18 protein-coding genes are annotated in these 23467 nt (G+C 52.8%); 14 read left to right on the top strand and 4 right to left on the bottom strand.

Translation table 11 applies throughout. From position 1 onward, the window contains the following. Nucleotides 1–50: 50 nt before the first annotated feature. Entirely contained in the window at nt 51–347 is a 297-nt protein-coding gene (locus tag LN341_RS11180) for a hypothetical protein (RefSeq protein ID WP_234203310.1), read from the top strand. Between the two features lie 121 nt (nt 348–468). Here the strand turns inward: LN341_RS11180 and mnmC are convergent, their stop codons facing one another. Further along, a complete protein-coding gene (mnmC, locus tag LN341_RS11175) occupies nt 469–2496 on the bottom strand; it encodes a bifunctional tRNA (5-methylaminomethyl-2-thiouridine)(34)-methyltransferase MnmD/FAD-dependent 5-carboxymethylaminomethyl-2-thiouridine(34) oxidoreductase MnmC (RefSeq protein ID WP_234203309.1) in 2028 nt (675 codons plus the stop codon). A gap of 205 nt (nt 2497–2701) precedes the next feature. On the opposite strand from mnmC, the gene fabB reads away from it, so the two are divergent. The 10 genes from fabB to purF all read left to right on the top strand — a co-directional run bounded on the left by fabB (nt 2702) and on the right by purF (nt 17521). Continuing rightward, entirely contained in the window at nt 2702–3916 is a 1215-nt protein-coding gene (fabB, locus tag LN341_RS11170; RefSeq protein WP_046218779.1) for a beta-ketoacyl-ACP synthase I, read from the top strand. A gap of 268 nt (nt 3917–4184) precedes the next feature. Then, nucleotides 4185–5351 carry a 4-phosphoerythronate dehydrogenase gene (locus tag LN341_RS11165; RefSeq protein ID WP_234203308.1) on the top strand — a complete coding sequence of 389 codons (1167 nt, stop codon included), beginning with the start codon at nt 4185–4187 and terminating at the stop codon, nt 5349–5351. Further along, a complete protein-coding gene (locus LN341_RS11160) occupies nt 5348–6361 on the top strand; it encodes an aspartate-semialdehyde dehydrogenase (RefSeq protein ID WP_234203307.1) in 1014 nt (337 codons plus the stop codon). The genes LN341_RS11165 and LN341_RS11160 overlap by 4 nt, the downstream gene beginning before the upstream one ends. Before the next feature lie 266 nt (nt 6362–6627). After that, nucleotides 6628–11163 carry a FimV/HubP family polar landmark protein gene (locus LN341_RS11155; protein WP_234203306.1) on the top strand — a complete coding sequence of 1512 codons (4536 nt, stop codon included), beginning with the start codon at nt 6628–6630 and terminating at the stop codon, nt 11161–11163. A gap of 129 nt (nt 11164–11292) precedes the next feature. After that, a complete protein-coding gene (gene truA / locus LN341_RS11150; RefSeq protein WP_234203305.1) occupies nt 11293–12072 on the top strand; it encodes a tRNA pseudouridine(38-40) synthase TruA in 780 nt (259 codons plus the stop codon). Between the two features lie 279 nt (nt 12073–12351). Further along, nucleotides 12352–13281, top strand: a complete 930-nt coding sequence (gene accD / locus LN341_RS11145) for an acetyl-CoA carboxylase, carboxyltransferase subunit beta (protein WP_234203304.1) — start codon at nt 12352–12354, stop codon at nt 13279–13281. 216 nt (nt 13282–13497) lie between these two features. Next, the gene (folC, locus tag LN341_RS11140) at nt 13498–14781 is read left to right on the top strand and encodes a bifunctional tetrahydrofolate synthase/dihydrofolate synthase (protein WP_234203303.1); all 1284 of its coding nucleotides are present in this window, start codon (nt 13498–13500) and stop codon (nt 14779–14781) included. Nucleotides 14782–14783: 2 nt separating this feature from the next. Then, nucleotides 14784–15344, top strand: coding sequence for an SPOR domain-containing protein (locus tag LN341_RS11135; RefSeq protein WP_046218772.1), 561 nt, complete (start codon nt 14784–14786; stop codon nt 15342–15344). Between the two features lie 64 nt (nt 15345–15408). Beyond that, nucleotides 15409–15900 carry a colicin V production protein gene (cvpA, locus tag LN341_RS11130; protein WP_027252861.1) on the top strand — a complete coding sequence of 164 codons (492 nt, stop codon included), beginning with the start codon at nt 15409–15411 and terminating at the stop codon, nt 15898–15900. A gap of 103 nt (nt 15901–16003) precedes the next feature. Next, nucleotides 16004–17521: an amidophosphoribosyltransferase gene (purF, locus tag LN341_RS11125; protein ID WP_046218771.1), complete on the top strand. Its 1518-nt coding sequence runs from the start codon at nt 16004–16006 to the stop codon at nt 17519–17521. Nucleotides 17522–17612: 91 nt separating this feature from the next. Here the strand turns inward: purF and LN341_RS11120 are convergent, their stop codons facing one another. Continuing rightward, nucleotides 17613–18212, bottom strand: a complete 600-nt coding sequence (locus LN341_RS11120) for a Yip1 family protein (RefSeq protein WP_046218770.1) — start codon at nt 18210–18212, stop codon at nt 17613–17615. Nucleotides 18213–18359: 147 nt separating this feature from the next. Beyond that, nucleotides 18360–19238: a LysR family transcriptional regulator gene (locus tag LN341_RS11115; RefSeq protein WP_046218769.1), complete on the bottom strand. Its 879-nt coding sequence runs from the start codon at nt 19236–19238 to the stop codon at nt 18360–18362. A gap of 329 nt (nt 19239–19567) precedes the next feature. Between LN341_RS11115 and LN341_RS11110 the strand changes: the two genes are divergently transcribed. The 3 genes from LN341_RS11110 to galU all read left to right on the top strand — a co-directional run bounded on the left by LN341_RS11110 (nt 19568) and on the right by galU (nt 22364). Continuing rightward, nucleotides 19568–20656: a response regulator gene (locus LN341_RS11110; protein ID WP_234203302.1), complete on the top strand. Its 1089-nt coding sequence runs from the start codon at nt 19568–19570 to the stop codon at nt 20654–20656. A 148-nt stretch (nt 20657–20804) separates the two neighbouring features. Beyond that, entirely contained in the window at nt 20805–21305 is a 501-nt protein-coding gene (gene rfaH, locus LN341_RS11105; RefSeq protein WP_046218767.1) for a transcription/translation regulatory transformer protein RfaH, read from the top strand. A 156-nt stretch (nt 21306–21461) separates the two neighbouring features. Beyond that, complete coding sequence (galU, locus tag LN341_RS11100) at nt 21462–22364, top strand: UTP--glucose-1-phosphate uridylyltransferase GalU (RefSeq protein ID WP_046218766.1); 903 nt, start codon at nt 21462–21464, stop codon at nt 22362–22364. 104 nt (nt 22365–22468) lie between these two features. Here galU and folD read toward each other — a convergent pair whose 3' ends face one another. Continuing rightward, the gene (gene folD, locus LN341_RS11095) at nt 22469–23326 is read right to left on the bottom strand and encodes a bifunctional methylenetetrahydrofolate dehydrogenase/methenyltetrahydrofolate cyclohydrolase FolD (RefSeq protein ID WP_046218765.1); all 858 of its coding nucleotides are present in this window, start codon (nt 23324–23326) and stop codon (nt 22469–22471) included. Nucleotides 23327–23467 lie beyond the last annotated feature (141 nt).

Genomic DNA, 23467 nt, shown 5'->3' with positions numbered 1-23467 from the left:
CCCAAAAGCCCGTCATTGCGCTAATGGCGGCTGGAGTAATCGTTGCTGGAATGATGGTGAGTATGGGGGCGAGTGCGGCAGAGACGGCCACAGAAGTGCCCGCTGTGCCCAGAGCCACATCAACACCAGTGACAACCCCAGCTTCTGCGACAACATCTTCTGCCTCGACGACAAGCGCCTCGAAAGGGTCTGCGGCGGGCATCACCACAGCGTCTGCAGCATCTGCCGGGGGCTTAACGGCCACAGTGGTTGCTGTCGGGGTGGCTGCAGTCGTGATAGGCGTTGCGTTATCAGATACCGGCGGCGGTGATGATAATCCTGCGCCACCTGTCACCAATCAGCAATAATCAAACAATCACCAGACACTGGTTCCTTTCAGTGTCTGGGATTCTTGCTCTCTGCTCTTCTCTGCATCGCGGAAAAACGGGGGAGGAGAGGGATTGCTTTGGGCTCCGGCAAGCCGTGAGCTTAGCTTTCGACTACTTTGCCTTTGAGTAATTTGCGTACCCACATCCGTCCCGGGTGCAGGGCATCCAGGACACTCAGAGGCAGTGGCAATGGATCACCGCATAACTGGGACGCCAGCAGTTCGCCTAACAGGGGCGCGGAACTAAGGCCGCGGGAGCCCAGCCCGATCATGGCATACAGCCCGGAATAAACAGGCACTTCCGCCGCTTCGCTTTGTTGTTCCCGCAGATCGGCATATTGACTCAGCAGCGCATCATAGCGGCAGACATCCCCGACGAAAGGCAAATGATCCCGGCTGGCACAGCGAACACCGGTTCGGGCATCCTGTGCGGAGAAATCGATGGCTGTTGGCCAGTCAACTGTGGGCAGACACTCAGCCAGCCGCGTCTGGTTGTCCTGGTGTTCTTCTGGCGAGAAACTCAGATCGGTACTGTTGCGGCGATAACTGGCGCCGATACAGTGCGTCTGTGTGTCTGGGTTGACCGGCGTCAGATAACCGTCGTAACACAGCACCGATTTCAGTTGCGCCAGTTCACCCTGACTGGGCACATGGCTGACCTGACCACGGACTGAGTAGGCAGGAATATTCTGGGTCTGCGCGAACTCGGTAAAACGATGCCCGTTAGCCACCACCACAGTGGAGTGGGTGAATTGCCGGTGATCACGGCTGATCAGCGACCACTGAGCACTGTCATTCTGGCTCAGGCTGGTGATGTCAGTCTCAGTGTACAGCGACAAGCGTCCTGTTGCCTGGGCCTGTTGGATCAGGGCGCGCGTCAGCGCTTGCGGGCACAGCCAGCCGCCAAGCGGATAATGCACACTGGAATGGCCGGTGGTTACGCCTGTGATGGCGCGGGTCTGCTCGACATCCAGGGCATGAACCACTTCCGGTGCAAAGCCGCCGCTCAGCATTTTTTCCAGTTTTTCTGCCGTTTTCTCATTCCAGGCCAGTTGAGTCACACCGCACCAGTCATGACTGAAATCACTGACTGCAGCGGCCTGTTCGACAAACTGCCGGGCGTAGAGATAAGCCGGGGCAAAGAAACGGCTGAGTGCATCGTTGGAACCATTCAGCAGCGGATAGACAGCGCCCTGGCGATTGCCCGATGCCCCTTCGGCCGGCAGGGCGTCGGCACAATAAAGGCTGACTTGTACGCCGCGCCGCACCAGTGCCAGTGCGGTTGCGGCCGATCCAATGCCACCGCCGATGATCGCCACGTCGGATAAATCTGCAGCGCTCTGGCGGGCATACCAGGGCGAAAAATTCGCCCCCTGGCGGCGTTCTGATAAGGTGCCGGCCAGCATATCTCGCTTGTAGCCGAACCCTTTGACTTTTTTCATGTCAAACCCGGCATCGATCAAGCCGCGGCGGACAAAACCGGCGGCGGTGAAGGTTGCGGCGGTACACCCTTCGCGGGCCAGCGCTGCCATGCCGTCGAAGAGGTCCTGATTCCACATCTCCGGATTTTTACTGGGGGCAAAACCATCGAGAAACCAGGCGTCGACTAACCCGCTTGCCGGGGTCCATACTTGAGGAAGAGAGGTTTGAATGTCACCAAACCACAAATCCAGGGTGATCATGCCGTCTTCCAGTACCAGGCGGTGGCAGTCGGCCACGGCAGGCGGATAATGGGCATGGAGCTGACGGGCAAGATCGGCCAGCTCAGGCCAGGACTGATGGGCTTTGATCAGATCCTCGCGGGTGACCGGGAATTTTTCGAAACTGATAAAATGCAGCGCTTGAACACTGGCGTCCGGGTTGGCCTGACGAAAGGCTTTGAACCACTGCCAGACCGCAAGAAAATTCAACCCTGTGCCAAAGCCGGTTTCTGCCACAACAAACCGGCGGCGGTCAAAGGTTTCCCAGCGCGTCGGCAGTCCGTTCTGCTGCAAAAAGACATAACGTGTTTCTTCGAGTCCGTTGGCATTGGAGAAATACACGTCGTCGAAATCGTGCGAAACCGGCGTACCGGCTTCGTTCCAGTCCAGAACGGCATTTTCAATCTGTTTTGGCGACGAGTGGGACAAAAGGACAACCTCTTTGTAAAGATAACGTGATGATTTTTTAAGCAAGATGTGTGAAATGCCGCTATGTCTTACAGGCAAACTTTGGTAAAAGATCATCAACTGACCACGATAAGTAGCGGATTGTAACCGATCACGGGGAAAGCTGACCACTTAAGCTTGCTAAACCCGTTATCATCACCGCGTTAAATGACAGTAGGAATTCATCATGAAACGAGCCGTAATTACAGGCATGGGTATCGTATCCAGTATCGGTAACAATGTGAAAGAGGTACTGGATTCACTGAAAACAGGTAAATCAGGCATTAACTTTTCTCAGCAGTTTGCAGACGCAAAACTGCGCAGCAATGTCTGGGGCGACCTGAAAATGAACCCGGCTGATCATATCGATCGTAAAAAAATGCGTTTCATGGGCGATGCCGCAGCCTTCGCGTATTTGTCTATGGAACAGGCAATTGAAGATGCTGGTCTGACTGAAGAGCAGGTCTCGAATGAACGGACGGGCCTGGTGGCCGGTTCAGGTGGTGCATCCTCGTATAACCAGGTCGCTGCCGTTGATATTTTGCGTGAGAAAGGCGTGAAGCGCGTCGGTCCATACATGGTACCGCGTACCATGTCGTCCACCGTCTCTGCCTGTCTGGCAACCCCATTTAAAATTCGTGGTGTCAACTACACCATGAGCTCTGCCTGTGCGACATCCGCACACTGTATCGGTCACGCGTTGGAGCTGATCCAACTGGGCAAACAAGACGTCGTCTTTGCCGGTGGCGGTGAAGAGCTGGACTGGTCACTGACCATGATGTTCGATGCCATGGGCGCGTTGTCGACCAAGTACAATGACGATCCATCGAAAGCATCCCGGACCTATGATGCCGACCGTGACGGTTTTGTGATTTCCGGCGGCGGCGGCATGGTTGTCGTGGAAGAGCTGGAGCATGCACTGGCGCGCGGCGCGAAAATTTACGGTGAAATCGTCGGTTATGGCGCGACATCAGATGGCTACGACATGGTTGCCCCTTCCGGTGAAGGCGCAGTGCGTTGTATGAAGATGGCGATGCAGGATCTGGACGCGCCGATTGATTACATCAACACGCACGGCACCTCAACGCCTGTGGGGGATGTGAAGGAGCTGGGTGCCATTCAGGAACTGTTCGGTCAGAACAGCCCGGCGATTTCTGCCACCAAAGCCATGACAGGTCACGCCCTGGGTGCTGCTGGTGTTCACGAAGCCATTTATTCCACGCTGATGCTGGACAATGACTTCATTGCTCCGAGTATCAACATTGATAACCTGGATCCGGCAGCAGAAGGTCTGGACATTGTGCGTGAAACCCGTGATGCCAAGCTGAAAACCGTAATGTCGAACTCGTTTGGTTTCGGCGGTACCAATGCGACGCTGGTGATTAAGAAATACGAAGCCTGATAGGCTGGCATACAGATGATGCTTCGTGCAGAGTCTGTATCCCCCTGATTTCCAGGGCGGCGCGGTTCTCAGGCTTGCCTGTATCGCGCCAGTATTCAGACGCGGCACTGATCAAGTGTTCTTCCCCATCCTGGATGTTTAACCCGGTATAGATACCGGGTTTTTTTATTGCTGCAGAATGGCCAGTCAGCCTGAGCTTTTCTTGACATCAGGCGATTTTTTCCCATGCTAGTCCGCAGTTGATTCGCGTGACTTTTTCGGAGCCCCAATGAAAATCCTTGTAGATGAAAATATGCCTTATGCGGTTGAACTGTTCGGTCGCTTAGGGGAGGTCATCGCCAAACCCGGCCGCACACTGACCGCTGACGATTTAGTGGGGATTGATGGCCTCATGATACGGTCAGTCACCCAAGTGAATGCCGCTTTGCTGGCAAAAGCTGATCAGCTGCGTTTTGTCGGTACGGCAACTGCCGGTCAGGACCATATTGATCAGGCCGCGGTGGAAGCCAAGGGGATTGCTTACACGGCTGCGCCCGGCTGTAACAAGGTCGGGGTGGCTGAATATGTGCTGAGCAGCCTGATGGTACTGGGCCAGCAGCAGGGTTTTTCGATCTTCGGCAAAAAAGTCGGGATTGTCGGGGCAGGCAATGTCGGCTCATACCTGGCTGGCTGTTTGGATGCCTTAGGTATCCCATACTTGCTCAATGATCCCCTGAAAGAAGCGGAAGGTGATCCACGGCAGTTTGCCTCACTGGATACGCTGATTCAGGAATGTGATGTGATTACCCTACACACCCCGCTGACCGGGCAGGGCGATTATCCGACGCACCATCTGGTCGATCAGGCGTTTCTTTCCCGCTTAAAAGACGGGGCGATTTTGATCAATGCCGCCCGCGGCCCGATTGTTGACAATCAGGCACTGAAACTTGCTCTGCAACAGTCGCAATCCGGTCAGGGGAAAGCACTGACGGCGGTACTGGATGTGTTTGAGCATGAGCCTTTGGTGGATCGTGAACTGCTGCCTTTGCTGGCCTTTGCCACCCCGCATGTGGCAGGGTACGGACTGGAAGGCAAAGCCCGCGGCACCACAATGATTTTCAACAGCTTCTGTGAGTTTCTGGGTCGGGATGACAGAGTCGAAGCGGCAGAATTGCTACCGGTTGCCCCTGTGCCGTTTGTTCGGCTGAGCCGGGCGTGGGATGAAGACAGTCTCTTTAGCTTAATTCAGCTGATCTACGATGTCCGAAAGGATGATGCTCTGTTTCGTCGTCAGATGCAGGCGGTCGATGATGCCGGCATGGCGTCGGAATTTGATAAGATGCGAAAAAATTACTGGGATCGACGCGAATACAGTGCGGTCACAGTAGCAGGCCAGGGGCATTTTGGGTTAGAGTCGCTGGCTAAATTAGGTTTTACTGTTGAGGAAACACCATGAGTCAGGAATTTGATATTGCCATTCTCGGAGCCACCGGTGCCGTTGGGGAAGCCATGGTCGAAGTGCTGGAGGAGCGTGATTTTCCTGTCCGTACTCTGTATCTGCTTGCCTCTGAGCGCAGTGCGGGCAAAACGCTGCGATTTAAGGGTAAAAGTGTCCGTGTGACCAATGTTGAAGACTTTGACTGGTCACAGGTGCAGATCGCCCTGTTTTCTGCCGGGGCCGAGGCTTCTGAACACTGGGCGCCGATTGCCGCGGATGAGGGTGTGGTGGTGATCGACAATACCTCTTGTTTTCGCTATGACCCGGAAATTCCGCTGGTGGTGCCGGAAGTGAACCCGGAGGCACTGGCTGATTTTCGTAACCGCAATATTATTGCCAATCCAAACTGTTCGACCATTCAGATGCTGGTGGCCCTGAAGCCGATTCACGATGCGTATGGCATTGATCGGATCAACGTGGCGACTTACCAGTCGGTGTCCGGCTCTGGCAAAAGTGGCGTGAATGAACTGGCGGGTCAGACCTCCAAACTGCTGAACGGTTTGCCGGTTGAAAACAAAGCTTACCCGAAGCAGATTGCTTTTAACTGCCTGCCGCAAATCGATGAGTTCATGGAGAACGGCTACACCAAAGAAGAAATGAAAATGGTGTGGGAAACCCAGAAAATTCTGGGCGATGCCAATATTCGCGTGAACCCGACTTGCGTGCGGGTGCCGGTATTCTATGGCCATGCTGAGGCGGTACATGTGGAAACCTGCCAGCCGGTGATCATGGAAGAAGTGATCAGCCTGCTGGAAAATGCCGAGGGTATCGAAGTCTTCCATGGCAACGAGTATCCGACTCAGGTGGTGGATGCTGTCGGCAAAAATCATGTCATGGTTGGCCGTATCCGGGAAGACATCAGTCATCCCTGCGGGCTGAATCTGTGGGTGGTGGCGGATAACGTCCGTAAAGGCGCGGCGACCAACAGCGTGCAGATTGCAGAAAAACTGATCCAGGAATACCTGTAAGACGTAAAGCACATTGTCACGGCGCCAACAGCCGGATACATACAGCGATTCAAAGGCGTGCGAATGGGCACGCCTTTGAATTCCTTGAGCCAATTTCTTGATCTTCACAGTAAAAGCCGGGCGTGGTGATTGACATCAAGCCATGGCAGGCAACAATCACTTTTAATGTTCACAAACGCCTGTCGTTTTGCATTGACGCTCAAGTATTCTGGCTACAGGCCGAAGAATTCCTAGTTTACTATCTCTGCCAGAGAGGACAGCAGGCAGTGTCTGACTCATCAAATAAAATGAAACGTGCCATCTTACCGGTCGTTATCGCTGCGGCGGCTTTGCAGCTTCCAGTTGCCGTTCAAGCGAACACTGTTCGCATCATGGGACCGACCGATCAGGTTGATGAACCCGCGCAACCGCCAGCACCTGCAGTGTCACCTGCGCCATCGCCCCGGCCCGCAGTCACCCAGCCACGTGTGACCACGCCGCGTCCGGCCACGGCTCCCGTGAACCGTTCCGTGGGCATTTACGGCCCGACAGGTGAAAACGAAACCTTGTGGTCCATTGCGTCACGGTATAAACCCAATGACAGCGTTTCTATTTATCAGGTCCTTGGGGCCATTTTCCGTGCCAACCCCAATGCGTTCACCGATAACAATATTCATGGCCTGATCCCGGGCAGTCGCCTGAGAATGCCGACCATGGCTCAGATACAGGCGGAAAATACCGATCAGATACGGAACCGGGTAGAGTCTGATCTGCAACGCCGCGAGCAGACGCGCGCGCGTACAGCGAATACGCCTGCAGGCAATGCCAGCCGCCCTGCCTCTCCTCAGACAGCGACAGCAGGCTCAGCTTCTGCATCACCAGCAGCCCCTGCACCGAAACCCGCGGCCACTGCGCCACAGGTGTCGGCTTCGCGTCCTGCAACGGCTGCTGCAGCGCCAGAGCGATCTGCCGCATCGGCGGTATCCTCTCCAGCACCAGCAGTCGGTGTGACCGCCGCTGCCGCAAGTCGTGCGGATGACGTGCTTCCGTCTGCACTCCAGGAGCAGCTTGATTCTTCAGATGAAGCGCTGACCCAATTGCGCGAAAGCAATCAGCTGCTTCGCGTGCGGCTGTCTGAAATGCAGCATGAAATTGGTGCACTGAAAGAACAGCTGGCGGGTGACGAGGAGCTGCGCGGCGAAATTCAGTCTTTCATTGCCCAGCAGAAAGCGCAACAAAGCCCGCTTGACGCGCCGCTGACCGAACAACCGCCAGTCCACTGGCTCGATAAACTGGTTGCAAACCCGTGGGCACTGGCTGGTGCAGCCCTGATCCCCGGTAGCCTGATTGCCGGTCTGCTGGCCTTTTTCGCCGGTCGGCGCCGTAAAGAAGATGAGGCTGCTTCTCCTGCTGCTGAAGTCAGCAAAGACGCGCCGAAACCTGTGGCCTCTGATCTGGATGATGATGAGCCGCATCTGGGGCTGGATAGTGAAGACAGCAGTCTTGACGATCTGTTTGATGATAAGACCCCGCAGGACGATCCAATCTTCTCAGACAATTTGTTTGATGATAACGATGCAGAGCTGGATGAGCTGGATCTGACGGACGGGCTCGATGACGCCTTTGGTAATGAATTGCCAAAGAGTGATATCTCAGTCAAGAGCAATAATCAGGCCATTGGCCTCCAGGATATGGAGCGTGCTCTGGACCAGATTGATCAGGCACCCGCACCATCGCCGGAGAAAGAAGACAGCCTGAGTGGTCTTTGGGACAAGCCTTTCAGTGCACAGGATAACGAAGAAACAGACTTTGATCTTGCCGTAGGTTTACTGGATGACGAGGACGTATCGCCGGCAAAGCCCGTTGAGGACAAGCGTAATGACGATCTGTTCGATGCCTTTGCCGACAGTGAACTGACCGGTCATAAAGCCGACAGTATTGAACTTGGCATGCTGGATCAGGACATCCTCAATGAACTGATGCAGGATTTTGAACGCGAAGATGACGAGCAGCACGCGCCTGTCAGTCCTGCGGTTAACAATATTCAGGCTGACAGCTCCCGGGATGACAGTGCGGAAGAGGACTGGGGGCTGGACGATCTCAATGCCGATTTCAACCTGGATGCCAGCAGCACTGAGTTGCTGGACGAGCTGATTGATGAGCGGGAAAGCGATGCTGACAGCGATTTTGAACTGGATGAAAACAGTACAGCCTTGCTGGATGAGTTGCTGGATGAAGAGACCCCCAACACGCAGATCGATCCTGAGCTGGATACCGAAGAAAACGCCGATGAAGACAAAGATGTTTTCGATGAGCTGCTGACACTGGACGACGAAGAGCCTCAGGACGCGGAATCATCCTGGCTAACCGCATCACAGGAAGAGAATACGCTCAGTACGGATGACATCGACGATCTGATCTTTGCTGAAAAAAAAACCGTCGATGAGCACTTAAGTGAACTGGATGACACGGAGACACTGGCAGAGCTGTCAGAAGCATATCCTGAGCGCATGGCTGACGGCGATGACCCGGTTTTAAGTGGCACTGAACCCCCGGTTTCTGATGCAGGCCTTGATGATGCCGGCTTTCATGAAACTGAAACTGATACTGATGCTCCTGATGCGGAGCGTATGGCTGAGACCGCATCAGAGACGGCGGCTTCGGCTGCAGCAGATGAAGCGGATGAGCCGGCAACCGTGCTGGACTCAGAGCCGGAAGTTCCTGTCATTTCGGATGAACGGGTGGCAGAGACGAGCACACCACAGGATGATCTCGATAGTCTGCTGAGTGATGCTCAGACTGATGATGTCGTTGCTGCAGAGGCTGACCGCCCGGATTTCGCCCCGGAACTCAGAGCGGAAGACGAGATTGCTGAAACTGAGAAGGGTCAAGCGCAGAAGGCTGATTCTGAAGAGACAGAGGTTGCAGATACAGTCCCTGAACGCATTGATTCTGACCCTACAGACGTCGCCGATGAATCTGTTTTACACAGCGAAGCATCTGTTGCTGACAGTCAGGATCACGAGCCTGAGCCTGAAGCAGAAACAAGCTCCCCGCAGAGTGCGGAGTTCGCTGCACCCGATGTGGCGGCTGAACCTGATCAGGCACTTTCCGATACAGCGCTGGCGGAGAACCCAGAGAGTGAAACCGCGCCATGGCACCACAACAGTGATGAAGCCAGCCAGCTGATAGAACAGAACCGGTACCAGAAAGCGGTTCAGGCTGATCAGTCCCGCGATGACACACCCTTGACGACACCGCTGGCGGCTGCTGGATCTGCTGTGGCCGATGAACCCGCGCCATCGCCAGAGCCTGATGCGGCCGCGGAGCAGCCAGAAGCAACACTCGATCCTGCTTGGGAGGAGGCTGTTGCCGGACGTCAGGAGCCTGTGTTCAATCTGGATGAATTTCCTGAGTTTGATGAAGAAGCCGCGTTACTGGATCCTGAAGCCGTCGCATGGGAAGACGATGCGCATGAGAAGGACTGGTCTGACGATGACGCTCAGGCGGCGCTCAATAAAGTCTCGGAACAGTTGCAACTGGCGGCGCAAGCCGTTGAACGTAATGGCGGCCTGACTGAGAGTCAGCCGAAGCAGGATGCTTCAGCACTGTCAGAAGCGGCTTCTATACAAGAAACTGATTCGCACGCGGCAGATTTGCAAGAGAATGGCGGGCAAGCCGTGCCGATGCATGGCAAACCTCAGTACGAATATGCGGTGATCGATCCGGCGACCTTGCCAGAGTTTGACGAAGATGATGCATTGAATGCTTCGTTTGAAGAGCAGATGGAGCTGGAGCAGTACGAGCAGGAACTGAAGTACGGTGAAGAGGCCCAATTTCAGCCTGAGCCCGAGCCAGCATCACCATTGCAGCCACAACCACAGTCGAACGAAGCCTGGCGTGATGAGCTGATCGACTCTGCCGGACTGGATATGGCGGCCCTGCTGGCGGAACCTGAGCTTGATCTGCCTGCCATGCAGGCTGTTGAGGATTTTCAGTCCGATGAGACACTGCCTTCAATCCGCACTCAAGACGGGACGGATACTGAGCTGACAGCCGATGCTGAATGGCCCCGGATGCCGGACGATAGTCACCAGTCCGAGAGCATCCAGACGGATAACATTCAGTCAGAAAATCTTCAGACCGACAATATCCGTACCGACAACGAGCCATCCGATGATGCGCATGAAATCGCGCTTGCTGCGGATGGCAGTGTGGCTGAGCCCCAATATCAGGCTGAGCCTTCATTTCATGCTGAGCCTCAGGCAGAGCTGGACAATGCTGAGGAATTTGAGCACGAACAGTGGCTGTTACACGACAGTGTGCCGCTGTCGGAATTGGAAGAGCAGGAGTTGTCGCCGGAAGAAAGCGCCATCTGGGGAGCCGATATTCCTGAACCTGAACTGGAAAGTGAGGATTGGGGTGAGCAGCCGTCGTTGTCTGAACAGGCTGACGATGTAATGGATGGCCCAGAGTCTGCTCAGGCAGACAGCCAGCTGATTGCCTCGGCCCGTGACAACGAGCCCTATATCAGTATTGATGAACTGATGAAAGAGCTGGAAGGGGAATCGGATCCTGAACTGGATTCTGCGCCGCTGAAGCTGGATGTGGGGTTGGATGAGTTCCCGGATGTGCTGGCAGGCATTGGTGAGATTGACGTTGACGGTGCGGGTGAGTACGCCAGTAAACTGGATCTGGCCAAAGCTTATCTGGAAATGAATGACACCGATGGGGCATTTTTCTTGCTGGAAGATGTGGCTGAGAACGGTGATGGCGATGTCAGCCGGGAAGCCGCGAATCTGTTATTAAAGATGGATCGCTGATCATTTCATCACTCTGAACAGGAAGTCCGCTGATGCGGACTTCTTTTCTTTTAGCGCTTTTTTTATAATCCCTGCTTTCGCTTTGCCAGCGCAGGCTGGCAGGGTTTTCAGACAAGTAAGAGTGCAGACATGCGAATTGCCTTAGGAATTGAGTACGACGGGAGCCGCTATTTTGGTTGGCAGCGTCAGCGTGACGTTGACAGTGTTCAGGGCAGGCTGGAAAAAGCGCTGAGCAAGATCGCCAACCAGACCATAGAGGTACAATGCGCCGGTCGTACTGATGCCGGTGTGCACGGCACCGGGCAAGTGGTGCACTTTGATTGCGATACGCCGCGTAAGCTGGTGGCCTGGACGATGGGCACCAACGCCCATTTGCCCAAAGATATTGCTGTGCGCTGGGCAAAGGAAGTGCCGGATGAGTTCCATGCCCGTTTCAGCGCCACCGCCAGACGCTATCGTTATGTCATTTACAATCACGCGCTTAGGCCTGCTATCCTTGGTTCGGGGATCAGCCACTATCACGGTGAGCTGGATGCCGAGAAAATGCATCAGGCCGGACAGTACCTGCTGGGCGAGAATGATTTTACCTCGTTCCGGGCGGTGTTTTGCCAGTCCCGCAGCCCATGGCGTAATGTGATGCACCTGAATGTCACCCGTCAGGGGCATTACGTCATCATTGATATCAAGGCCAATGCCTTTGTTCATCATATGGTGCGTAATATCACAGGCAGCTTGATTAAAGTGGGACGGGGTGAAGAAAAACCTGAATGGATTCAGTGGCTGCTGGCGAAAAAAGATCGTACGTTAGCGGGTGCGACCGCCAAAGCAGAAGGTTTGTACCTGGTTGAAGTTGATTATCCTGAGGTCTATGATTTGCCAGATGTTCCGGCTGGACCGCTCTTTTTGTAAGCGGGCGGCCTGTTTTGACAGACTCTTGCTGTCGGGCTGCTTGCCTTGCAGGCAGAGTCTGCAGAAATTGTGTGAAATGTGAGCGAGAGCGGGTCAGCCGGGCTTTCACTGGTCGGTCAAGTTTCTTGAGCTAAGATCCCGTTAACACGCTATTTCCTCAAGGTACAACCAGTTTTTTATCTACACTTAGACGAGTTTGTGTTTTAATTCCGGACTTGAAATTATCGAATTGATTATCCCTTGCCACAGGGCGGGGGAGATGTAAATGAAAGGTCATTCATGAGCTGGCTTGAAAAGATCCTCACAAAAAGCAACATTGTAACGTCTCGTAAAGCATCTATCCCTGAAGGGGTATGGACGAAATGTACCTCTTGTGAACAGGTACTTTATTACGCTGATCTTGAGCGCAATCTGGAAGTTTGCCCAAAGTGTGATCACCACATGCGCATGAAAGCTCGTCGCCGCCTGGAAACCTTCCTCGATGAAGAAGGTCAGGTGGAAATTGCTGCGGAGCTGGAGCCGAAAGATCACCTCAAATTCCGTGACTCGAAAAAATACAAAGACCGTATTGCAGCAGCCCAGAAAGCCAGCGGTGAGAAAGATGCGCTGGTGGCCATGAAAGGCACACTGTTGCAGCAGCCTGTGGTGGCCTGTGCCTTTGAATTCTCCTTCATGGGCGGTTCTATGGGTTCGGTCGTCGGTGCCAAGTTTGTTCGCGCGGTTGATGAAGCCATAGCAAACAACTGTGGTCTGGTGTGTTTCTCTGCCAGCGGCGGTGCCCGGATGCAGGAAGCGCTGATGTCGCTGATGCAAATGGCGAAAACCAGTGCGGCACTGGAGCGTTTGTCGGCGAAAGGCCTGCCTTTCTTCTCTGTGCTGACAGACCCGACTATGGGCGGTGTCTCGGCCAGTCTGGCGATGCTGGGTGACATCAATATCGGTGAACCGAAAGCGCTGATTGGTTTTGCCGGACAGCGGGTGATCGAGCAGACAGTACGCGAGAAACTGCCGGAAGGCTTCCAGCGCAGTGAATTCCTGCTGGAGCATGGTGCGATTGATATGATTGTTGATCGTCGTGAAATGCGTCAGCGGATTGGCGGCCTGCTGGCCAAGATGATGAATACTGAGTCTCCGCTCGTGGTTCCTGTTGAAAGGGAGCCGCTGGTGTCAGTAGATGCCGATGCGGACAGCAATACCGAATCCGCATAAGACAAAGCTTAAAAGATGAAAAAACGCCTGGTTAAAAACCGGGCGTTTTTTTGTACAGGTCAATGTCAGGTTGAGGTGAAAAGCGGCCTGTCAGCCCGGTAATTCGCGTTATTGTTCCACATTTCCTTTCTTCACTTGGTTCTCAACCGTTAAATTCTGTGCACTTCATGCTACATTAAGCGACATCATCTTAATCACATTAGTTAGTACTGTTACATGTCTGATACCTCTGCAACGCCGCAATTTGTGCCTTCGGCGACGTCACCACTCAATGACTGGCTTCTTTATCTGGAAAATCTTCATACCAGTGCCATCGATCTGGGGCTGGATCGTGTCCAGGCCGTGGGGGAGCGCGCCGGACTGTGCAAACCGGCACCGACTGTAATTACAGTCGCTGGCACCAATGGTAAAGGCTCAACCTGCGCTATTCTTGAAGCCATCCTGCTGCAGGCGGGTTACAGCGTGGGTGTATACAGCTCGCCGCATTTGGTGCGCTACAACGAGCGGGTACGCATTAATGGTCAGGAGCTGGATGATAGTGAACACAGTCAGGCCTTTGCGACGGTAGAATCCTACCGTCAGGACATCAGCCTGAGCCTGTTCGAATTCGGTACGCTGGCTGCGCTCAGCCTCTTTAAAAGCCATCAGGTCGATGTGGTGGTGTTAGAGGTCGGATTGGGTGGCCGGCTGGATGCGACCAATATCGTGGATCACGATGTTTCGGTGATCACCAGTCTGGCGATTGATCATGTCGACTGGCTGGGCAGCGATATCGAAGTGATTGGCTATGAGAAAGCGGGGATTTTCCGCGCTGATAAACCAGCGGTGTGTGGTCAGCCTAATCCCCCGGCGTCGGTGGCCGCTCATGCGGACAGCATCGGTGCCGAGTTGTATCAGGTGGGTTATCAGTATACCTATGAGCAGACCGGGGAGACCTGGAACTGGAAGTGCGGTGCATTCGACATGGAGCAATTGCCTCTGCCGGCACTGCCTTTGCCGAACGCGGCGACGGCACTGATGGCACTGGGCGTTGCCGATCTGGAAATCAGTGATCAGCATATTGTGTCCGGTCTAGCTAAAGTGCGTCTTGCCGGTCGCATGGAAACAGTGTCGGATAATCCGTTGATTTTGCTTGATGTGGCTCATAATCCGCACTCGGCCAATTATCTGGCTCGCCAGCTGAAGGCGCTGAAGAATGTGCGTCCGGTCGGTAAGATCCACGGCGTGGTTGGTATGCTGCGCGATAAAGATATCCCATCCACCTTAGTGGAAATGAAAACGGTCGTGGATGCCTGGTATCCGGCTTCGCTTCAGGGGCCTCGCGCCGCTTCAGCCCAAGAGATAGCAGCACATCTGACGTTTCAGGGGGCGCTGTATACGGCTCCTGAGCTGGCTTATCAGGCGGCATTAATGATGGCGCAACCCGACGATGTCATCATTGTTTTTGGTTCGTTTCACACAGTTGGCGAAGTATCCAGCTATATCAAGATACAGGAGTAAGTGTGGCGAGTAAATTTCAGAGTCGTCTGGTCGGAACGATCGTACTGGTCGCAATCGGTGTGATTTTTCTGCCCGATTTTTTTGATGGTAAAAAGCAGCACTTCCAGGAGCAGTTTGCCAGTATTCCACTCCAGCCTGAGACCGGGAATGAAGCGAGCATGACCGCGATCCCGGAACCTGTGGATGCGGAAGCTGAATTACCGCCAATGCCAGTGACTGAGCAAATTGCCGGACAACCGGCCTTGTCCGAATCGGTGTCAGAGCCGGTTGAAGTCAAACCGCAGCCTGTGGGTGAACCGCAGCCGGGCAACACGGACAGTGGCTGGGTGATACAACTGGGAGTGTTCCGTAATTTTGAGAATGCCCATCAGCTGGTCGAGAAACTCAGAAGCAAAGGCTATCAGGCACACGTTCTGCCAAAACAGCTGAAACCAGGTGATTTGGCACGTGTTGTAGTCGGACCCGAGATCGACAAAGATAAACTGTCAGGAAAAGCAGACGATTTGCGTAAACTTACCGGGCTGAACGGGCAATTGCTCAGATTTAACCCACTCAACCCTTAGGTAAACGTTTGCGTTCTGATTTTTTCTGTTAGAATACGCGCCAACAACAAGAATGAAGTAGAAGATGATCTGGATTGATTATGTCATTTTAGGGGTGATTGCCTTTTCTTCACTGGTCAGTTTGATCCGTGGTTTTGTGAAGGAAGCGCTGTCGCTGGTGATTTGGTTTGCGGCATTTTTTGTCGCCAGCAATTTTTACAAAGAACTGGCGGTGTATTTCACCAATATTCAGGATGAGCTCATACGAAATGGCAGTGCTATCGCAGTATTGTTTATTGCCACACTGATTGTGGGAGCGGTCGTGAATTACGTGATCGGACAACTGGTGCAGAAAACCGGTTTGTCTGGTACCGATAGGGTACTGGGTATTGTGTTTGGTGCCCTTCGCGGTGTGCTTATCATTGCAGCTGTGTTGTTTTTTCTGGATGCTTTTACCGGTTTTGCTGACGCAGAATGGTGGCAGGCGTCGCAGTTAATCCCGCAGTTTGGCGTGGTAATTGAGTGGTTTTTCTCTTACCTGAAAGAGAGTTCCAGTTTTCTTCCCGGCGCGTTATAGCGCCGGATTTATATTAATTGCATTGAGTAACCGTATGAGGGCAACAAACTAACGTATTGTTACTCAATGCAATTATTGATGATCCATGACGAGGATTTAGGACATGTGTGGTATTGTCGGAATCGTGGGAAACACCCCGGTTAACCAGTCTATTTATGATGCACTGACCGTGCTGCAGCACCGTGGCCAGGATGCTGCCGGTATTGTTACCCTGGAAAGCAATCGTTTCCGTCTGCGTAAGGCCAATGGCCTGGTGCGTGACGTATTCGAAGCAAAGCACATGCAGCGTCTGCAGGGGACTGTCGGTCTTGGGCACGTTCGTTACCCGACTGCGGGCAGCTCAAGTGCTTCAGAAGCTCAGCCTTTTTATGTGAACTCTCCTTACGGTATTTCACTGGCGCACAATGGTAACCTGACCAACGCAGCTGATATCAGAGATTCGCTCTTTGAGCAGGCTCGCCGTCATGTGAACACTTCTTCCGACTCGGAAATTCTGCTGAACGTTCTGGCCCATCAGCTGGAAGGTGCAACCAATTACCCTCTGACATCTGATGACATCTTTGCAGCGATTCGCGCTGTCCACAAAACAGTCCGTGGTGCCTATGCTGTGGTGGCTATGGTCATCGGGCATGGCCTGATGGCATTCCGCGACCCGCACGGTATTCGCCCTCTGTGCCTGGGTAAGCGCGAAGTTGAAGGGAAAGTCGAGTATATGGTTGCCTCTGAATCAGTGGCACTGGACGCGGTTGGCTTTGATTTCATGCGTGATGTTGCGCCGGGTGAGGCTGTCTATATCACTTTTGACGGCCAGCTGTTCACTGAGCAGTGTGCTGAAAATCCGGCGCTGAACCCATGTGTGTTCGAGTTTGTGTATTTTGCCCGTCCGGACTCTTTCATCGATAAGATTTCTGTGTACAGCGCTCGCCTGAATATGGGTAAGAAGCTGGGTGAGAAAATTAAACGTGAGTGGGATGATCTGGATATCGATGTCGTTATTCCGATCCCGGAAACTTCCTGTGACAGTGCGCTGGAAATTGCCCGCACCCTGGATAAACCTTACCGTCAGGGTTTCGTGAAGAACCGTTATGTCGGCCGTACCTTTATCATGCCGGGTCAGCAGCTGCGCCGTAAGTCGGTACGCCGTAAACTGAACGCAATCAGCTCAGAGTTCAAGGGCAAGAGCGTGTTGCTGATCGATGATTCGATTGTTCGCGGCACCACCTCTGAGCAAATCATTGAAATGGCGCGTGAAGCGGGGGCAAAAAAAGTCTACCTGGCTTCTGCGGCGCCGGAAATTCGGTTCCCGAACGTATACGGCATTGATATGCCAAGCGCCAATGAACTGATTGCCCATGGTCGCGAAGTGGACGAAATCTGCAAGATGATCGGCGCAGACGGTCTGATTTTCCAGGACTTGCAGGATCTGGTGGATGCGGTTGCAGAGGGCAATCCTGACATTAAACTGTTCGAGACCTCGGTCTTTAATGGCAACTATGTCACGGGCGATGTGAATCAGCAGTATTTAGAGTATCTGGAAACGCTGCGCAGCGAAGATGCCAAAACGCAACGTGAGATTCAGCAGGAACTGGCAAATCTGGAACTTTATAACGAAGGCGTATAACGTCTTTATTGTCAGTACCCGCGTCTGAACACAAAAAGGCAAGCTCATTGAGCTTGCCTTTTTCATGGGTTGAAGCCGGAGCCGGAATGGGTTAGTGACTGAACTGCGGGCCTAAACCCACGTTCCACAGGATGACAGAGCCGGCAATAATGGAAACCAGCAGCACCAGACCACAGGTGACAATCGAGCTGGCATAAATAAAGCCGCGCTCTTCCGGGATGTGCATCAGAATCGGGACACCTGTGTAGAGCAGGTACACAGAGTAGGTGATACCGACCAGTCCGGCCATCATCAGAAACCACAGCTGCGGATACAAGGCAGCAATGCTGACCATAAACAGGGGCGTTGCTGTGTAAGCTGCCAGTTCAAGAGCCTGAGTATAGGTCGGGGTTGAACCAAAGGTGTGGCTCATCCAGTAGGTCAGGTAAGCCAGAGCAAATACCCCGCCAATCAGGGCAAAATACATGGCGATAGACATAAATAGTGCGCTGGACGGTGTTAGATAAATCGGGTCAACGGCGCCGACACGCCAGCCGATAAACACACTGGAAATGTAGGCAAAAATAGGGGGCAGCAAGGCAATCAGCATAATGTGGCTCAGGCTGCTTTGCATCCCCTCGTGTTGTTCATCAATGTTGTGCCACTCTTTTTTGGGATGAGTGTAAAGCCCGAATAAATGTCCCAGAATCATAACCTATCCTCGTTATCTAGGGTGCAAATCGCACAACGTATTACAGGTTGTTGTTCAGAACACTGTCAGTGCATATCCGGGCACTTTTTGTGTTCTTTGTTATATAACATTTAGACGGGCTTCTGCCGGTTGGCAAGGAGAGCAGGCTCAGGATGTGCTGAAGAAGTGACTGGCAAACTCAATAAACAGTCTCAGCTTCTCTGGCTGGTGATCTTTGTGATTATAGAGAAGATAGACATTGCGTGGGTTGGCTGACCAGTTATCCAGGACCCGCACCAGTTCACCGCTGTGAATGTATTTTTCAAGCATGACATCTGGCATCAGAGTAATCCCCAGCCCGGCCACACAGGCTTTTCTGACCACATTGAGCTGGTTAGACTCAAAACGACCTTTTTCATTGACTGTGATGGTTTCGCCATCTTTGTTGGTGAGTCGCCAGCGCAGTAGGGGAGAGCCTTTGAGCAGCGAATGCTTGGACAGATCTTGCGCATGAGTGAGCGCTGGTTGCCGCTGCAGATAGTCTGGGCTGGCAACCAGTATATCTTCCACAGCGTTAATTTTACGGGCAATCAGTGCTGAATCACGCTGCGGACCGACACGGAAAATCACATCCCAGTCGGTTGGATCGAGCTGTTCAGGTTCATTGCTCAGAAACAGCTCAATGCTGATGGCCGGGTGTTCAAGCATGAAGGCGTTGAGCATAGGCTGCAGCATGACTTTGCTGAGATTGGTCGGGGCTGCTATTTTGAGGCGTCCGCTGGCCCCTCTGGACTCATCCCGAATGTTTTCTGCGGTATCCAGTAACTGTTGAAGCATGGGCGTGCACAACTGGTAATACTGCTGGCCCGCTTCAGTCAGCGACAGCTTGCGTGCATGGCGGTTTAACAGACGCAGATCCAGGCTGTCTTCCAGTGCCTGTATACGGCGAGTCAGCGTGGCAACCGGCACCTGATGCTTGCGAGAGGCGGCGGTATAGCTGCCTTCCTCAACCACAATGCGAAATAAATTTAAATCATCAAGCTTCATAGGCGTGTTGTGATCGGATATGAGAAAGTGGGAATTGTATAACAAAACACGCCATGTGAAGAGGTTAACATTGAGTGTTATTTCAATAGGAACTTCAGGGACGAACGCAGGTTCCGCAAAGGGCAAGATTTTGAACTGGCTTACAGAATACTAAAACTAAAGTTCATGAACAGGCATACGCCCTGACGTAGCGCGGTTTTACGCCTATCCTAAATGAGAACATTCATCGCGGCTACTCAGCATGGCGCAGATTCGTTCGGAAGGATGTGGCTGTTCAGCAGAATATTATTCTGTGCTCTTGGCCCCTGGTTTCATGGAGGGCACAATCGTTGCTAGAAGGTAAAGATATCCTCATCGTTGAGGACGATCCGGTGTTTCGCCGGATGATCACAGGCTTTTTGCTGTCGCAAGGATGCGAGGTCAGGGAAGCTGAAGATGGGTTGCAGGGGCTGCGGGCACTGCGCGACGGTATTCCTGATGTGCTTCTGTGCGATCTGGCGATGCCCGTATTAACAGGGATGGAGTTTGTTGAAGAGGTTTCACTGCATTACCCCATGGTGCCCGTCATTGTCATTTCCGGTACCGGAGAAATGGCCGATGTTGCTGCCGCGCTCAGGCATGGCGTGAAAGACTTTCTGGTCAAACCGCTGGATAACATTATGGTCCTGAAAGCTGCACTGATGTCGGTACTCAAGGCCCAGGAAAACACCACGGAATACACAGATTTTTCCAGCCAGCTATTACAGCATGATTCGACCGTTGATGAAGAGCTGCAGTGGCATATTGATGAGCTGGAATCTAACCCAGAGATTGCCCGCGAGCTGCTGGTGGGACTGATGCCGGACGCCTTATCGCGCCAGGGTGACTGGCAGATGAGCTATTGTGTTTTGCAGTCTGCCGATGTGCAGCCTGTGCTGCTTGACTACACTTGGCTGATGGACGGTCGTTTGGCTTTCTATTTGCTTGATGCTGAATCCGGAGGCCGGCATGGCGCGGCAACTGTGCTGTTGATCCGGGCTTTGTTCAATGACTATCTGCGCAAACGCATGGCAAGCGAGAATGATATTTCCAGTATGTTGCAAACCATTGAAAATGGGATGAAGCAATCGGGTTACGCTGTGCCCATCAAGGGATTGTTCGGGATTTTTGATGCATGTGACAGAAGTCTGGTGGTGGTCTCAACCGGATCAGAAGCCATGCTGAGAACCAGTGATGGCGAAATGATCATTCAGGCTGGTACCAGTCTGGGGGACGGGGCACGTAAAAATCTCGCCTCGACCTATGTTTTGCCGCATTCTGGCGCCCGCTTGTCTTTAAGCAAAATTGGGGCGGCTAATTTCAGCATTACCATTCAGCGACTGGACGCGATGAAAGAGCCCGACATCCATCCGGCAGTGAAGGCAAAAACCAAAGTTTAGCAGAGAAGCCATTTTCCGAAATGCAGAGAGATCATCGGAAAACGTTGGAAAAGTAAACGCTTAGCGTCAATGTGCAGGGAAACTATTGAGGTTTATACCTTCCACCATATAATCAATTTCAGACATATATTTTCCAGGCAGAGACGATATGAAAGATTGGTACCTACTTTATTGCAAGCGAAGCGAGCAGGAGCGGGCCGTGGTCAATCTGGATCGTCAGGGTGTGGAATGTTATTACCCTCAGGTCCTGGTTGAGAAAGTGGTGCGCGGAAAGCGCGTCACTGTCAATGAACCTCTGTTTCCGAATTATATGTTTGTCTGTTTTGACCCTGAAGAGGTCAGCTATACCACGGTGCGTTCGACACGCGGTGTGGCTGACTTTATTCGTCAGGGGGCATATCCGCAAAAAGTTCAGCCTGAATTGCTGTTTCAGCTCATGACCAATGAAAATTGCGATGAGCACAGAAACCTGCTGTCTAATCTGCCCAAACCCGGCGAATGCCTGGAACTGAAACAAGGCCAGTTCAAAGGGCTTGAAGCCATTTATCAGGAACCTGATGGCGAGAAGCGCTCATTCATGCTGATCAACCTGCTCGGAAAACCTGTCAAAATCAGTATTGATAATGCGGATATCGTCCGGCGCGGTTAATGTGACCACGCATCAACCCCTTGCTTTGCCTATTTGCGTAACCTCTCAGAATCACCGCGGAGGACACGAGTTCACGCTTATGGCTCTGATCTCTCGCTGCATCTGGGTAAGTTTGTTATATTGCGGCTGACAATGCCAACGTACATGGAAAAAACAATGCAAAAGTCTTCCCCAGTTCGTAAAGCGGTCATTCCGGTAGCCGGTTTAGGGACCAGGATGTTACCCGCCACCAAGGCCATTCCGAAAGAGATGCTGCCGATTGTGGACAAACCTCTGATTCAGTATGTCGTCAATGAATGTGTTGCTGCCGGTATTAAAGAAATCGTACTGGTGACCCATTCATCCAAGAACTCCATTGAAAACCACTTCGATACGTCTTTTGAGCTTGAAGCCACGCTTGAAAAACGGGTGAAGCGTCAGTTGCTGGACGAAGTACAGAATATCTGTCCAAATGATGTCACGATCATGCATGTGCGTCAGGGCCAGGCAAAAGGCTTGGGCCATGCAGTGCTTTGCGCCCGTCCTCTGGTCGGCAACGAGCCATTTGCGGTTGTACTGCCTGATGTGATTCTGGATGATGCCGCCAGCGATCTGCGCAGTGAGAATATGGCTGCTATGGTCAGACTGTTTAATGACACTGGCATCAGCCAGGTCATGGTTGAACCTGTCCCTATGTCGGAAGTGTCTAACTATGGGGTGGCTGATCTGAGTGGTGAACAAATTGCGCCAGGCGATTCAGCCGCTATGGCCAAGGTTGTTGAGAAACCAGCGGTTGATCTGGCGCCGTCTAATCTGGCGATTGTGGGGCGTTATATCCTGCCAGCCGAAATCTGGGAGATTCTTGCCAAAACACCGATTGGTGCAGGTGATGAAATTCAGCTGACAGATGCCATTGATATGTTGATGGAAAAGCAGCAGGTGAATGCGTTCCACATGACAGGTAAGAGTCATGACTGCGGCAGTAAGCTGGGCTACATGCAGGCATTCGTGGAATACGGATTGCGTCATCCTGCGCTCGGGAAAGATTTCGCGGCTTATCTGAAAACGCTGCAAAACTAACTCAACCTGTATACCCGGTTTGTAAAAGCGGGTCTGCCCAGGTTAATAACAAAAAGCGAGGTTATCACCTCGCTTTTTAGTCTCTGCAATTCACGTGCTCGCTGTCAGCCTTCGTGGAATTGCTCACAGGCCAACAGGGTGTTTTCGATCAGTGTGGCCACGGTCATCGGGCCAACACCACCCGGGACAGGGGTAATGTGCTTGGCTTTTTGCCGCGCGACATCGTATTCCACATCACCGACCAGTGTGCCGTTGTCCAGGCGATTAATACCGACATCAATAATCGTCGCGCCTTCTTTAATCCAGCTGCCCGGAATAAAGTTAGGTTTTCCAACTGCGACAACCAGAATATCGGCCTGACGCACATGGCTTTCCAGATCCTGAGTAAACCGATGACAAGTCGTGGTTGTGGCGCCGGCCAACAGCAACTCAAGAGTCATTGGGCGGCCAACAATATTTGATGCGCCTACAATCACTGCATGTTTGCCCCGAGCCTGGATGTTGTAACGCTCCAGCAGCGTAATGATCCCTTTCGGCGTACATGAACGCAGCTTAGGAATACGCTGACACAGACGACCGACATTATAGGGATGGAAACCGTCGACATCTTTCTCTGGATCAATATGTTCCAGCACTTTGGTGGAATCAATACCGGCTGGCAGAGGTAATTGCACCAGGATCCCGTCTATGGACTGATCCGCATTCAGTTCATCAATCAGTGCCAGTAGTTCGACTTCAGTGGTATCCGCAGGCAGGTCGAATGAGCGGGAAATAAAGCCCACTTCTTCACAGGCTTTCCGTTTGCTGCCGACATAAATCTGTGAGGCAGGATCCTGACCGACCAGAATGACGGCTAACCCAGGTGCACGTAATCCCGCGTCAGTGCGAGCCTTCACGCGCGCAGCAACTTCTTGTCTGACAGTTTGTGAGATAAGTTTTCCATCAATGATTTGAGCGGCCATGATTTTCCTTCGTACAGAAATGAACTGAGCTGGCTTATTGTCGCAGAGAAAGGGGGGGAAATCTATAGCGCAAACGTTTGCTTTTTGCGGGTTCCAGATAATTTATCTGTGAGACCCAAAAGATGATGACTGCCTGTACTG

This window comes from Photobacterium sp. TLY01 (assembly GCF_021432065.1).
In the GTDB taxonomy this organism is placed as follows: domain Bacteria; phylum Pseudomonadota; class Gammaproteobacteria; order Enterobacterales; family Vibrionaceae; genus Photobacterium; species Photobacterium halotolerans_A.
The sequence above is the reverse complement of the archived record's forward strand: the minus strand, read 5'-3'. Positions and strand labels throughout refer to the sequence as shown.

Bases quoted from the DNA above. Each gene is read 5' to 3' on its own strand.
- cvpA (WP_027252861.1), top strand. From the start codon at position 15,409: ATGATCTGGATTGATTATGTCATTTTAGGGGTGATTGCCTTTTCTTCA.
- rfaH (WP_046218767.1), top strand. From the start codon at position 20,805: ATGAAAGATTGGTACCTACTTTATTGCAAGCGAAGCGAGCAGGAGCGG.
- fabB (WP_046218779.1), top strand. From the start codon at position 2,702: ATGAAACGAGCCGTAATTACAGGCATGGGTATCGTATCCAGTATCGGT.
- galU (WP_046218766.1), top strand. From the start codon at position 21,462: ATGCAAAAGTCTTCCCCAGTTCGTAAAGCGGTCATTCCGGTAGCCGGT.
- LN341_RS11165 (WP_234203308.1), top strand. From the start codon at position 4,185: ATGAAAATCCTTGTAGATGAAAATATGCCTTATGCGGTTGAACTGTTC.
- folD (WP_046218765.1), bottom strand. From the start codon at position 23,326: ATGGCCGCTCAAATCATTGATGGAAAACTTATCTCACAAACTGTCAGA.
- LN341_RS11180 (WP_234203310.1), top strand. From the start codon at position 51: ATGATGGTGAGTATGGGGGCGAGTGCGGCAGAGACGGCCACAGAAGTG.
- purF (WP_046218771.1), top strand. From the start codon at position 16,004: ATGTGTGGTATTGTCGGAATCGTGGGAAACACCCCGGTTAACCAGTCT.
- LN341_RS11120 (WP_046218770.1), bottom strand. From the start codon at position 18,212: ATGATTCTGGGACATTTATTCGGGCTTTACACTCATCCCAAAAAAGAG.
- LN341_RS11115 (WP_046218769.1), bottom strand. From the start codon at position 19,238: ATGAAGCTTGATGATTTAAATTTATTTCGCATTGTGGTTGAGGAAGGC.
- accD (WP_234203304.1), top strand. From the start codon at position 12,352: ATGAGCTGGCTTGAAAAGATCCTCACAAAAAGCAACATTGTAACGTCT.
- folC (WP_234203303.1), top strand. From the start codon at position 13,498: ATGTCTGATACCTCTGCAACGCCGCAATTTGTGCCTTCGGCGACGTCA.
- LN341_RS11160 (WP_234203307.1), top strand. From the start codon at position 5,348: ATGAGTCAGGAATTTGATATTGCCATTCTCGGAGCCACCGGTGCCGTT.
- truA (WP_234203305.1), top strand. From the start codon at position 11,293: ATGCGAATTGCCTTAGGAATTGAGTACGACGGGAGCCGCTATTTTGGT.